General features: G+C 68.1%; 12 protein-coding genes and 1 tRNA gene. 7 read left to right on the plus strand and 6 right to left on the minus strand.

The genetic code is table 11. The features are described from left to right. Positions 1 to 5: 5 nt before the first annotated feature. Together OHS03_RS21510 and galK are read right to left on the minus strand one after the other, a co-directional pair. Complete coding sequence (locus OHS03_RS21510; protein ID WP_328656553.1) at positions 6 to 1,724, minus strand: sodium:solute symporter family protein; 1,719 nt, start codon at positions 1,722 to 1,724, stop codon at positions 6 to 8. 143 nt (positions 1,725 to 1,867) lie between these two features. Continuing rightward, the gene (galK, locus tag OHS03_RS21515) at positions 1,868 to 2,974 is read right to left on the minus strand and encodes a galactokinase (RefSeq protein WP_328656555.1); all 1,107 of its coding nucleotides are present in this window, start codon (positions 2,972 to 2,974) and stop codon (positions 1,868 to 1,870) included. A 131-nt stretch (positions 2,975 to 3,105) separates the two neighbouring features. Here galK and OHS03_RS21520 point away from each other — a divergent pair, with 131 nt between their 5' ends. Together OHS03_RS21520 and OHS03_RS21525 are read left to right on the plus strand one after the other, a co-directional pair. Further along, the gene (locus OHS03_RS21520) at positions 3,106 to 3,267 is read left to right on the plus strand and encodes a hypothetical protein (protein ID WP_157125161.1); all 162 of its coding nucleotides are present in this window, start codon (positions 3,106 to 3,108) and stop codon (positions 3,265 to 3,267) included. Beyond that, entirely contained in the window at positions 3,267 to 4,772 is a 1,506-nt protein-coding gene (locus OHS03_RS21525) for a diguanylate cyclase (RefSeq protein WP_328656557.1), read from the plus strand. The genes OHS03_RS21520 and OHS03_RS21525 overlap by 1 nt, the downstream gene beginning before the upstream one ends. A gap of 13 nt (positions 4,773 to 4,785) precedes the next feature. Here the strand turns inward: OHS03_RS21525 and OHS03_RS21530 are convergent, their stop codons facing one another. Both OHS03_RS21530 and OHS03_RS21535 read right to left on the minus strand, forming a co-directional pair. Beyond that, complete coding sequence (locus OHS03_RS21530; protein ID WP_056812705.1) at positions 4,786 to 5,541, minus strand: DUF6319 family protein; 756 nt, start codon at positions 5,539 to 5,541, stop codon at positions 4,786 to 4,788. A 135-nt stretch (positions 5,542 to 5,676) separates the two neighbouring features. Further along, positions 5,677 to 6,852 (minus strand): alpha-hydroxy-acid oxidizing protein, encoded by a 1,176-nt coding sequence (locus OHS03_RS21535; RefSeq protein ID WP_328656559.1) that lies wholly within the window; start codon positions 6,850 to 6,852, stop codon positions 5,677 to 5,679. A gap of 80 nt (positions 6,853 to 6,932) precedes the next feature. On the opposite strand from OHS03_RS21535, the gene OHS03_RS21540 reads away from it, so the two are divergent. Further along, positions 6,933 to 7,157: a hypothetical protein gene (locus OHS03_RS21540; protein ID WP_328656560.1), complete on the plus strand. Its 225-nt coding sequence runs from the start codon at positions 6,933 to 6,935 to the stop codon at positions 7,155 to 7,157. A 6-nt stretch (positions 7,158 to 7,163) separates the two neighbouring features. On the opposite strand, the gene OHS03_RS21545 is transcribed toward OHS03_RS21540, so the two are convergent. Beyond that, a complete protein-coding gene (locus OHS03_RS21545; protein WP_328656562.1) occupies positions 7,164 to 7,982 on the minus strand; it encodes an ACT domain-containing protein in 819 nt (272 codons plus the stop codon). 261 nt (positions 7,983 to 8,243) lie between these two features. Between OHS03_RS21545 and OHS03_RS21550 the strand changes: the two genes are divergently transcribed. Genes OHS03_RS21550 through OHS03_RS21565 form a run of 4 tightly spaced genes read left to right on the plus strand, consistent with a single transcriptional unit; the run spans position 8,244 to position 12,519 of the window. Next, positions 8,244 to 9,011 (plus strand): DeoR/GlpR family DNA-binding transcription regulator, encoded by a 768-nt coding sequence (locus OHS03_RS21550; RefSeq protein ID WP_328656563.1) that lies wholly within the window; start codon positions 8,244 to 8,246, stop codon positions 9,009 to 9,011. After that, complete coding sequence (locus tag OHS03_RS21555) at positions 9,008 to 9,979, plus strand: 1-phosphofructokinase family hexose kinase (RefSeq protein WP_328656565.1); 972 nt, start codon at positions 9,008 to 9,010, stop codon at positions 9,977 to 9,979. Before OHS03_RS21550 ends, OHS03_RS21555 begins: the two co-directional genes overlap by 4 nt. A 45-nt stretch (positions 9,980 to 10,024) precedes the next feature. Next, positions 10,025 to 12,235 carry a PTS fructose transporter subunit IIABC gene (locus tag OHS03_RS21560; protein WP_328656567.1) on the plus strand — a complete coding sequence of 737 codons (2,211 nt, stop codon included), beginning with the start codon at positions 10,025 to 10,027 and terminating at the stop codon, positions 12,233 to 12,235. A gap of 26 nt (positions 12,236 to 12,261) precedes the next feature. Continuing rightward, positions 12,262 to 12,519 carry an HPr family phosphocarrier protein gene (locus OHS03_RS21565; RefSeq protein ID WP_056812724.1) on the plus strand — a complete coding sequence of 86 codons (258 nt, stop codon included), beginning with the start codon at positions 12,262 to 12,264 and terminating at the stop codon, positions 12,517 to 12,519. A gap of 52 nt (positions 12,520 to 12,571) precedes the next feature. On the opposite strand, the gene OHS03_RS21570 is transcribed toward OHS03_RS21565, so the two are convergent. Continuing rightward, positions 12,572 to 12,645 (minus strand) — tRNA-Met (locus OHS03_RS21570). Between the last annotated feature and the right edge of the window lie 107 nt (positions 12,646 to 12,752).

The following is a 12,752-nucleotide window of genomic DNA, read 5'->3' on the forward strand; positions in this document are numbered from 1 at the left end:
GCTCCTTATCCGACGATGATGTTGAGCGCGATCACCAGGACGAGCGCGATCCCGGCGAGCAGGACCGGCCGCTGATACCAGGGCAGCGAGTCGGCATCGGCATCGGTGAGAATCGCCTTCGGCGTCTCGGAATACACCAGGCCCACCAGTTCGGCGGCCGGTTTCGGCTGGGTCACCACGGTGACCGCGACGCTGACGACGATGTCGACCACGAACGCGGCGCCCGCGGCGACGAAGCTGGCGCCCTGCCCGGACAGGTTGGTCACCCCGGTCTCGTTGAGCAGGAACACGAACACGGCGGCGAGGGTGCCGCTGACCAGGCCGACCCACCCCGCGGTCGGCGTCATCCGCTTCCACATCATGCCGAGGATGAACGTCGCGAACAGCGGCGCGTTGAAGAAGCTGAACAGGGTCTGCAGGTAGTCCATCATGTTGCTGAACCCGCCCGCGATGAACGCGGTGAAGATCGCCGCCACCGTCGCACCGACCGTGGCCAGCCTGCCCACCTTCAGGTAGTACCCGTCGGGACGACCCTTGCGGATGTACTGCTGCCACAGATCGAAGCTGAACACGGTATTGAACGCCGAGACATTGGCCGCCATACCCGCCATGAACGCCGCGAGCAGACCCGCGAGCCCGACTCCGAGAAGTCCGTTGGGCAGCACTTCTTTCATCAAGAACAACAGCGCCTGGTTGTAGGTGACATCGCCCTCGAAATCGGGGTTCGCGGTGACCTGCTGTTTGTACTCGATCATCTGCGGCACCAGGACCGCGCTGATCATGCCGGGAATCACCACGATCAGCGGGATGAACATCTTCGGATAGGCGCCGATGATGGGTGTGCGCTGCGCGGCTGAGATCGAGTGAGTCGCCAACGCGCGCTGCACTTCTACGAAATTGGTGGTCCAATAGCCGAAGGACAGCACGAAGCCGAGACCGAACACGATGCCCATGATCGAGGCGAAGTTGTCGGTGAACCCGCTCATCGCGTTGCCCGGCCAGGTCTGCAACTGGTCGGCACCACCCGGCGAGGCGGATACCTTGTCCTGCAAGCCCTCCCAGCCTCCGACGCGGTGCAGACCGACCAGGGTGAGCGGCAGCAGCGCGGCGACGATCACGAAGAACTGCAGCACCTCGTTGTAGATCGCGGCCGAGAGCCCGCCGAGGGTGACGTAGGACAGCACGATCACCGCGGCCGCGACCACCGAGATCCACAGCGGCCAGCCGAGCAGCACGTTCACGATGGTGCCGAGCAGGTAGAGGTTCACCCCCGCGATCAGCACCTGAGCCACCGCGAAACTCAACGCGTTCACCAGGTGGGCGCCGGTTCCGAAACGCCTGCGCATGAATTCGGGCACCGAACGCACTTTGGAGCCGTAGTAGAACGGCATCATCACCACGCCGAGGAACAGCATCGCGGGTACGGCGCCGATCCAGAAGTAGTTGAACGTGGGGAAACCGTATTGGGCGCCGTTGGCCGACATTCCCATGATCTCCACCGCGCCGAGGTTGGCGGAGATGAACGCCAGACCCGTGACCCACGCGGGAAGCGAACGCCCGGACAGGAAGAAGTCGACACTCGATGACACCCGGCGCCTGGCGATCAGGCCGATGCCGAGGACGAAGACGAAATACAGGGCGACCAGCGCGTAGTCGACCGGCGCGGCGTCGAGTCTCAGGGTCGATGAGGCCTCGTGCGTGACAGACGAAAAGGCAAGCGGCACAGCATGTCCCTCCTGACCTGGAGCCGGACGGCACACGAGCCTCGTTCACACGGCGCGAAATGCGTCGTCCGTCGAACTGTTTCGGGTGCTTCCACTGTGCGCGTCGTCGCCGTGCCTCACAGCGAAATCGCGCTGAACAAAATTCACTCCAGTTTGTGCGCACCCGCGGCGGGCTCGACGGCGAAGACGCGGGGCGGGGCGAAACCTGATGCGGCGAAACGGTCCGTGATGACCCCGGCGACCTCCGCGTCCCGGTCGACCAAGGCGATAACGCTGCCGCCGAAGCCGCCGCCGACCATTCGCGCACCGTGCGCACCCGCGTCGAGGGCCGCTTCGACCGCGAGATCCAGTGTGGGCGCTGACACTTCGAAGTCTTGTCGCAGCGAACGATGTGAGGCGGTGAGCAGCTCACCGATCGTCCGCGGGTCCGCACCGGCGCGTAGCCGGTCGACGACAGCGAGTACTCGCGCGTTCTCGGTGACTACGTGGGTCGCGCGGCGTCGAAGCAGCGGATCCTTCAGGCGTAGAAGGTCTTCGGAGGTGGCGTCGCGTAGAGCAGGCAGGCTCAGCGCATCGGCGGCGGCTTCGCATTGCGCTCTGCGCTCGGCGTATCCGCCGTCGGCCAGGTCGTGCGGGCTACCGGTGTCGGCGACGAGCAGGGCCAGTCCGGCGGCATCGAGATCGAACGGAATCTGTTCGGCGGCAGTTGGTTCCGCGCCGGTGAAGGCGCGGATGTCGAGGAACAGGGCATGGCCTTCGGTGCACAGGATCGAGGCCGACTGATCGAGCAGGCCGGTCGGCACTCCGGCGAAACCGTTCTCCGCCGCCCTGGCGATCTCGACCATGTTCCGATCGGTGAGTTCGGGCGCGAACAGATCGCGCAGCGCGATCGTCACCGCGCAGCACAGGGCCGCCGACGAGGACAGCCCGGCCCCGATCGGCACCGCACCGTCGAGTTCGAGGGTCACGCCGTCGACTCCATGACCCCCGCGGACGAACTCGTCGACGACGCCGAGCGGATAGCGCGCCCAGCCCGGCAACCGATCCCGTTGCGCCACAAGCTCATCGATCCGCACCTCGACGACCTCGCCCGGCCGCTGCGCCGAGATGAGCCGCACCAGCCCGTAGCCGCGCGGCGCGGCCCCGCAGACCACACCGAGCGACAGCGCGATCGGGAGCACGAACCCGTCGTTGTAGTCGGTGTGCTCGCCGATGATGTTGACCCGGCCCGGCGCGATCCACTTGTCCACCCGTTCTTCCCTTCCGCTTCCTGCGACGATGCCATCACCGAACACCGCGGCGGGCGATCGTGCGACACCGGGTGCCGAATCGGTATCCGGCAATGCTCACAACGCATCGACAGCAGGGCCGTGGACGTGTCATGATCGACTGGGTTGTAAAGGTTTTGAGCGTCGGCGCCTGCCGGCCGGGGATAGTGCTCGAACAACAACACTCGGTGCTCTCGGCCGATACTTCGAGTGATTCACCGGCCTCCCATTCGATCGACGCTCGTCGCGTGCGCAGCAAGATCGAGGGGGGCTGATGACCATCAGCGAGACACGCTACGGGAGCCTGCGACGATGCGTGGTGCTGATCGGGGCGGCGGGGGCCGTGCTGATCGCGCCGTTGGCGGGTGGCCGGGCGCTGCCGTTTCTGCTGCTCATCGTGATCGTCGCCGGCTCGCTGGCGATGATCGGGTACGGCATGTACAGCCACCGACCCGCGCACCGGCTGCCGTGGTACCTGCTGGCAGCCTCGGTTCCACTGTTCGCCGCGGGCACCGCGATACGCGCGCTCGGAGTGCACCCGAGCTGGCACCCGGTCGACGATCTGTGCACCTTGGCGGCGTACCTGTGTCTCGGCCTCGCCGCCGTCGGCTGGCTACAGCCGCGCAGACTCCGCCACGCCCGTGACCTGTGGCTGGACTCGACGCTCATCGGACTCAGCGCGCTGCTGGCCTCGTGGACCTTCCTGATCTCGCCGATTCTGCGACACTGCACCGGGTTCGTCGATACCGCGTTGGCCGCGAGCTATCCGGTGATCCACGCCTTGCTGGCGACCGTGCTCGCGCATTCGCTGGCGACAGTGGTTCGCTCGGAGACCTCACTGCGGTTGTTGCAAGCGGCGCTGATCACTGTGCTCTTCGGCGGATTGATCGAAAGCCTTACTGCCGCAGGCACGTTCACGATAGATCCCGAGTTCGCGTTGGTGCCACAGCAGTGGGCGTATCTGCTGGCCGGGCTGGCCGCGGTACAGCCGACGATGGGGGCGCTGCGTGACGCCGAGGATGTGGGACCGCATCGTTCGCGGCAGCGGGCCGGAATGATCGCGGTGGCACTGGTGGCGGCCTCGCTGGTCAGCGTGCTGGGCGCCGATCTCGCGGTCGTCGACCGGGTGGTGATCTGTTCGCTGCTCACGCTGCTGCTGGTCGGCGTGCTGGTGCGCAGCGAACGCGCCATCACCCGCAGCATGCGCAGCGAACGCCGAGCCCAATACCAAGCCGACCACGACCTGCTCACCGGCCTGTTCAACCGCGCCGCCCTACTGCGCGCACCGCACCGCTACCGCGAGCAGTGGGCCGGAAAACCGATGTGCCTGCTGTTCATCGACCTCGACGGCTTCAAGATGGTCAACGACAGCTACGGACACGCCGTCGGCGACGAACTCATCGCCAACGCCGCCTCCCGCATCCGCCGCACCACCACCAGCGCCGACCTGACCGCCCGCTATGGAGGCGACGAGTTCGTGGTGCTGGCGCCCCGCACCCGCACCGAAGCCGCGGTCCTGGCCGAACATATCCTCGGCGCGTTCATCCGCCCCTTCGAACTGAGCTGTGGCGAAATCCCCATCACCGCCAGCATCGGCGTCGCCTGCCTGACCACCTGCCCCACGGAGAAGACGATCTACGACCTCATCCGCACCGCCGACGCCGCGATGTATCACGCCAAGGAATACCGCCTCGGCCTCACCTTTCACGATGAATTGAGTAAGCCCTCGATCCGTCGCCTGAGCTCCGCCGCCCCGCGAATTCAGCGAGTCGCGCGGTAGCTCGACGGTTCGCTCAATCCCCCAACTCCTCCAACAGCTTTCGAGCGGCCTCCAGCTCGGCCTGCAACTGCGCGACCTTCGCCTGCTGAACGCCCCGGGCAGCCTCCAGAATCCCGGCCACCACTTCCTCCACCTCGGGATGCAGGATCTTCGCCGCCTGGGCAACAGCCGCGCTACTGACGGCCATCCCTTTCACACTGCGCTTCTTGCCGTTGACCACATCGACGGTCCACTCCCCGTCGGCGGTACCGGTGAGCGTGACGGTTACCTCGGGAGCCTTCGCCTTGCGCGCCGCAGCGGTTTTCGCGGGCCGCGGTGCGGCCGGAGCGGTCTTGGCGGCGTCATCGGATACCGGGGCGAGCGACCTCGGCGCGGGCGTAGCAGCGCTCGGCAGGGTCGACGGCTGGGTCACAGTGTTGTCCTTTCGGTTGCTCGGGGCGGGGGTACTTTCCGGGCGGGTCTTCGCGGAACCACCCGGCGTTACGGTAGTCCCGCGGGCCGGCTTGGTGAGCGTCACCTCGCTCGGGCCGAACGAGAGCACATCTTTGGAACCGGTCGGCCGCACCTGCAGGAAGTCGCCGGCGGACGGATCGTCGAGCGCGACTACCTTGCCCGACTTCCCCTCGGCGACGCCGACAGCGGCGGCGGTGAACCACACCATCGGCGGTTTGCCCTCGGCGAGCTCGCCTGCGATTCGCGCGAGCTCGGCGTCGGACAGTACCGGCGGTGCTGATCGGCGGGATGCGGACTTGGTGCTCGGCGAGGACATCGTGGACTCCGGGGGTTGGTGCTACAGCGTGGTCTGTGGCACCGATGATGCCCCACAGCACCGACAAGTTCTCCCCCGAGCCGCCCACACGGCCCGAAAACCCCTCCCGCACGGGTATTCCGGACCGCGATACGATCAGCCGCGAGTGGCGTTGCCGCGCGTCGTGGGCCGAATGTTCTCGCGCACCGCGGCCACATCCCGATAGCCGTTGACCGCCATCAACAGGTCCGCTTCGGCGGCGTAGCTGCGCAGCAGATGCACCAGACCGCGCACCCCGCCCAGTGCGAGCGCGTACACATAGGGCCTACCGAGCCCGACCATCGTCGCCCCGAGTCCGAGCGCCTTCACCACATCGGCGCCCGAGCGCACCCCGGAGTCGAACAACACCGGCACCCGGTCATCACAGGCGGCCACGACCGCGGGCAAGGTCTCCAGCGCGCTCAGACCACCGTTGGCCTGGCGCCCACCGTGATTGGAGCAGTAGATGCCGTCGGCGCCGAGGTCGATCGCCTTGCGCGCGTCGTCGGGGTGGGAGATGCCCTTGAGGATGAGCGGCAGGTCGGTGATCGAGCGCAACCAGCCGAGGTCGTCCCAGGTCAGCGAATTGCCGAAGGTCGCGATCCAGTGCAGGACAATCATTTTGGGGTCGTCGGAGCCCACCATCTGCTGGAAGACCGGGTCGCTGGTGTAGTTCTTCAGCACATGCCCACGCAACTGTGGAAAGTTGCCACTGGCCAGGTCGCGCGGCCGCCAACCGGGTACCCAGGTGTCGAGGGTGACGGTGATGCCCGCGTAGCCGGCGGCCTCGGCGCGGTGCACCAGGCTCTCGGCGAGTTCCCGGTTCTTCGGCGTGTACAGCTGGAAGAAGGAGGGCGTATCGCCCGCGTGCGGACGCACGTCTTCGAGCGGATCCTCCATCAGCGTGGAGTACATCGCGGGCACACCGGTCTGCGCCGACGCCTCGGCCACCGCGATGTCACCGTGGCCCTTCTCGCCGACCAGACCGATCACGCCCACCGGCGCGAGGAACAGCGGGCTGGCGAAGGTGTGGCCGAACGCGGTGACGGTGAGGTCGCGCTCGGTGGCGCCGACCAGCATCCGCGGCACCAGACCCCAGTCGGCGAAGGCTTCGGCGTTGCGCCGCTGTGTGAGCTCGTCGCCCGCCCCGCCTGCTATATAGTTCAGCAACGAATCCGGCAGTGCCGCAGTGGCTTTGCGCTCGAGGGTCGCGTAATCCATGGGAAATTCGGGCTGGATCCCACCGAGCGCGGCCAGGTAGATCTCGTTCTGATAGTCGGCGAACTGACTCATTGCTGCACTTTCGCACGCCGACCGGCGTTCACCGACCGCAGGGGGGATGTAAGGTGCGTCATACTCGAAAATACGAGATTGTGAGTGCCCCTGTCGTGACCGTCGTCGAACACTCGGCTGCGTCCGCCGATCCGGACGCCCTAATCGCCGACCGCGTCCATTGCGATGCCATCCGTCACTTGACCCGCCTCGCGCTCGGGCTCTCCCAGGATTCGATGGATCTGCTGACCTCGGTCACCGATCGACTGCGGGCCGCCGAGGGCGCCCTGCGCGATCCACTCACCAGCGACCTCGGCTACGACTGAAGCTCGTCACCGCCGCCGCGCGGTGAGCGCCGCCAGATCGGCGAGCCGATGCGCGCGGGCGATCTCCGCGGGTGTGAACGGTTCGTCCGGGCGCACGAAACCCCAGCGACGGTCGTCGCGGTCCAATTCCAGCAGGGTGCCCTCGCCCGGTTCGGCCACCTCCGCCGTGCCCGGCGCGAGGTAGCGCGCACCGAGTAGTTCGGCGACGGCCAGGGGCAATTCGTCCGGATCGCCGACGATGCGGGCGGCGATCGCGAGCGCTTTGGTCTGCCCGTCGATCAGCGACAGCACCGTCGCAGGCCACACCCGGACCCCCGAACCTCCCGCGTGCTCCACGGCGACGGTGATCGCCTGCGCGGTGATCTCGGCGGGCGCGGCGACGACGAGTTCGTCGAGTACCGCGTCCTCGAGTTGGTGCACGTGCACAGTGAGAATGTTGGCGTCGCGGTGGGCGAGATGCTTGGCCAGCGTCTCGAGCGCGCCGGGTCGGTCGGCCAGGCGCACACGGATCCGCCAGAGCGCGGGCGCGGCGTCGATGCGGTCACGCGTGCGGAGCTCCGGGCTGTGCAGCCAGCCGCCGAGCATCCGCATCGCCGACGGTTCCACCACCCAGATCACCAGGATCGTGGTGGTGATCGTCAGCAACGTGACAGTGAGCAGGTACGGCGGGTGCAGGTGGACCACCAGCGCGTGCAGCGCCAGTTCCACCGGGAACACCGCGGCGAGTTTGGCGAGGGTGAGCCTGGTTCGCCCCGGATGCGGCAGTCTGCCGCAGACCTCGCAGGCCAGGACCGTGACACGGGGACGCACTGCGAATCGCCTCATGTGGGTCAGCGTCTCCGGCATTCGTGTCGATCTTGGACGACGTGCGTAACGGCGATGTGAAAGCCGACGCGAAAACTGTTGACCTGCAAAGACTTCCCCGGTGATACCGAACACCCGCGAGTCTCGACTGTGACCGTCAGCACCCTTTACTCGATAGTCCGCGGCAACGATTGTGACTCGCATCACCAGAAATCATTGACAAACCAACACAAACGGGCATAAAACAACATAAGTACAGATTCGCTGAGACCGGAGGAAACCATGTACGCCGAGGAACGGCAGCAGGCGATCGCGACCCTCATCGGGCATCGCGGGCGCGTCTCCGTCGCCGAACTCGCCGACCAGTACGGAGTCACCACCGAAACCGTGCGCCGCGATCTCGCGGTGCTGGAGCGGCTCGGGGTGATCCGGCGGGTACACGGCGGCGCGGTGGGTTCCGGCGCGCTCACCACGTTCGAACCGGGGACCGCCGAGCGCGAGAGCACCCGCGCCGCGGAGAAGGACCGGATCGCCGAATTCGCGCAGCGGTACCTGCCGAGCTCCGGGGGCAGCGTGCTGTTCGACGCGGGCACGACCACCGTGCGAGTGGCCGCGGCCATGGCGATCGACATCGATCTGGTCACCGTCACCAACTCGCTGCCGGTCGCCGCGCGGCTCACCGGGTTCGCCGGTGTGCGGTTGCATCTGCTCGGCGGACGGGTGCGTGGAATCACCCAGGCCGCCGTCGGCGCCGAGACCCTGCGGCTGCTCGGCGAATTGCGGGTCGACGTCGCGTTTCTCGGTACCAACGCGCTGACGGTGCGGCATGGGCTGTCCACCCCCGATCCCGAGGAGGCGGCCGTCAAACGCGCGATGATCGCCGCCGCCGATCGGGTGGTCGTGGTCGCCGACGCGAGCAAGATCGGGCGCGAGGACTTCGTGCGCTTCGGCGATGCCGCCGATATCGACGTCCTGGTCACCGATGCCGACATCCCGGCCACCGCGCACGCGGAACTGGTCGCCGCGGGAATCGAGGTGGTGCTCGCATGATCGTCACACTGACCGCGAATCCGAGTGTCGACCGCACGGTCACCCTCACCGAGCCGTTGCGGCGCGGGCAGGTACATCGCGCGGCGAGCGTCACGTCGCATCCCGGCGGTAAAGGGGTCAACGTCGCACGGGTGGTGGCCCGAGGCGGGGCGCCGGTGCTGGCTGTATTACCAGGGTCCGACGACGACCCCGTGGTACACGGATTGCGCACGGCGGGAATCGCATTCCGCACGGTGCCGGTGGCGGGCGGGCCGAGGGTGAATCTGACCATCGCCGAAGCCGACGGCACCACGACCAAGATCAACGAGCCCGGTCATCCGTTGACCGCGCACGATCTGGCCGCGCTCACGGCGCTGCTCGTCGAGTCGGCCGCGGGAGCGGAGTGGATCGTGCTGTCCGGGTCGCTGCCGCCGGGGGTGCCCGTCGGCTGGTACGCGGAGCTCGTCGCGACGGTGTCATCCAGCCGAACTGGGCGTACCCGCGTCGCCGTCGACACCTCGGATGCTCCCCTGCTCGCCCTGTTCGACGAATCAGTAGGCGCCGCACCGGATCTGATCAAACCGAATTCCGAGGAACTGGCCCAGCTCACCGGCCTGGGCCCGGTCGACCTCGAAAACCCCACGGCCGCGGCCGAAGCCGCCGCGACTCTGATCGACAGCGGCGTCGGCGCGGTCTTGGCCACCCTCGGTGCGGCGGGCGCGGTGCTGGTCACCGCCGATGGCGCGTGGTTCGCCGCGGCCCCGCCGATCGTCCCGCGCAGCACCGTCGGTGCGGGTGACTCGGCGCTGGCCGGCTACCTGCTCGCCGATCTCGCGGGCGCCTCCCCCGCGGATCGACTCCGCACCGCCGTCGCCTACGGCAGCGCCGCCACCGCGTTGCCCGGCACCGAACTACCAGGCCCCGCCGACGTCGTCCTCGAGGCCGTGACGGCCCACCCACTCACCGCCTCCGAACACCCCGCGCCATAAACACCGCCCCAGCCTGCTCCACCCCCACTCCGGAAAGACACGACGATGGCCGATTCGATCATCACTCCCACCTTGATCGCACTGGACGCCGACCTCGGCGCCGACAAGAGCGCGGTGATCACCGCGCTCGCGGGCCGACTCGCCGCCGCGGACCGCGCCACCGATGCCGCCGCGGTCGCGGAGGCCGCCTCGGCCAGGGAGTCGCAGTCGGCCACCGGCCTCCCCGGCGGCATCGCGATCCCCCACTGTCGATCGGCCGCCGTCTCTACGGCGTCGCTGGCCTTCGCCCGCCTCGCCCCCGCCGTCGACTTCGGCGCCCCCGACGGGCCCGCCGACCTGGTCTTCCTGATCGCCGCCCCGGACGGTGCGGGGGCCGAACACATGAAACTGCTGTCCTCCCTGGCTCGTGCGCTGGTCCGGCCCGCGTTCGTCGCCGACCTGCGTGCCGCCGCGACCCCGGCAGAGGTGGTCGCCCTCGTCGACGGCGTCATCAATCCCCCACCGGCCGGATCCCCCGCCGCCGCGGGTTCGGCGAGTCCTGCTGGGTCTACGGTTGGGTCCGGTTCGACCGCAGACGGCGCAGGGTCGTCCGCCGCTACCAGCGAGCCCGGCGGGGCTCCCGCCGAGGATGGCGTCAGTGCGGCAACCGTCGCCGGTGTGGCAACCGGTGTGGCCGTTTCCGGCGCAAAGGCCGGTGATGGCACGGCTGCGCCCCTCGGGGACGCGGGCGGAGCCGACAGTTCGGCGTCAGCCGGGGGCGCCGCCAGCGGTGCGTCGGCAGACAACGCGCCGAAGAAGATCGTCGCCGTGACCGCCTGCCCCACCGGTATCGCCCACACCTACATGGCCGCCGACTCGCTGGTCGCCGCGGGCGAACGCGCCGGAGTCGACGTGGCAGTGGAAACCCAGGGGTCGAGCGGCGGCGACACACTCGACCCGTCGACGATCGCCGCCGCCGACGCCGTCATCTTCGCCACCGATGTCGGGGTGAAGGATCGCGGTCGGTTCGCGGGCAAGCCCGTGATCGAGTCCGGCGTCAAACGCGCCATCAGCGAGCCCGATCAGATGATCGCGGAAGCCGTCGCGGCGAGCGCCACCGCCGGCGCTGCCACGGTAGGCGGTACCGTGCCCGCGGCCTCGCGGACAGCGGCCAAGGGCATCGGCTGGGGTACCCGCCTGCGCCAGATCCTGCTCACCGGCGTCAGCTACATGATCCCGTTCGTCGCCGCGGGCGGTCTGCTGATCGCGCTGAGCTTCCTGCTCGGCGGCTACGAGATCTCCGACAGCGCGAAAACGATCGTGCTCGACAACTCGATCACCGACCTGCCCGACGGTGGTCTGGCCACCTATTTCGGTGCGGTGCTCTTCCAGATCGGCTCACTCGCCTTCAGCTTCCTCGTTCCGGCACTGGCCGGATACATCGCGTTCGCGATCGCCGACCGTCCCGGTCTGGCACCGGGGTTCACGGCAGGCGCGATCGCGATCTTCGTCGGCGCGGGCTTCCTCGGCGGCCTGGTCGGCGGTCTGGTCGCCGGATTCGCGGCCCTGTGGGTGAGCAAGCTGCCGGTCCCGACGTGGGCTCGCGGGCTGATGCCGGTGGTGGTCATCCCGCTGCTGGCCTCGGCGATCGTCGGCATCTTGATGTTGGTCCTGCTCGGCAAGCCCCTCGCCGCCGTGACCAACGGGCTCACCGACTGGCTCAACGGCCTGTCCGGCAGCTCCGCTGTCGCGCTGGGTGTCATCCTGGGCGTGATGATGTGCTTCGACCTCGGTGGTCCGGTCAACAAGGCCGCCTACGCGTTCGCCGCGGCGGGCCTGTCGGTGACCGACACCGCCACCCTGCGGATCATGGCCGCGGTGATGGCCGCGGGCATGGTCCCGCCGCTGGCGATGGCACTGTCGACCGTCCTGCGCCCTGGCCTCTATACCGAGGCCGAACGCGAGAACGGCAAGGCCGCCTGGCTACTCGGCGCCTCGTTCATCTCCGAGGGCGCGATCCCGTTCGCCGCAGCCGACCCGCTGCGCGTGCTGCCGTCGATGATGGTCGGCGGCGCGGTGACCGGCGGGCTGATCATGGCCACCGACGTCACCCTGAGCGCGCCGCACGGCGGCATCTTCGTGTTCTTCGCGATCGGGCACCTCGGCTGGTTCCTGGTGTCGCTGGTCGCGGGCACCCTCGTCGCCGCGGCCTGCGTCACCCTCGCCAAGCAGTTCACCCGCAAGCAGTCCGTCGCCCCTGTTCTCACCACCGCGTAATCCGTTCGCACACAAGGAGATATCCCATGGCAAGCACCACCGTCACCGTCGGCTCCTCGGTCGGCCTGCACGCCCGCCCCGCGGCCCTGATCGCCGAAGCGGTCGGCGCAGCAGGTGTTCCCGTCACCATCGCGGTCACGGGCGGCGACCCGGTAGACGCCGGCTCAGCGCTCATGATCATGACCCTCGGCGCAGGCCAGGGCGCGGAAGTCGTGATCAGCAGCGACGACCAGCCGACCCTGGACAAGATCGCCGAACTCGTCGCCAGCGACCTCGACGCCTAGTCTCGAATAACGCGAAAGGCCCGGAACCACTGGTTCCGGGCCTTTCGTTTTGTAGCGGGGACAGGATTTGAACCTGCGACCTCTGGGTTATGAGCCCAGCGAGCTACCGAGCTGCTCCACCCCGCGTCGGTGTGAACACAACATTACACACAGGTGCGCGCAGGCGCCAAATCGTGAGGTCAGCATGCGTTTTCCGGCAGATTCGCGCAATCCGCGCCGAGTAATGCCACAGT

This window comes from Nocardia salmonicida (assembly GCF_036142455.1).
Taxonomy (GTDB): Bacteria; Actinomycetota; Actinomycetes; order Mycobacteriales; family Mycobacteriaceae; genus Nocardia; species Nocardia salmonicida.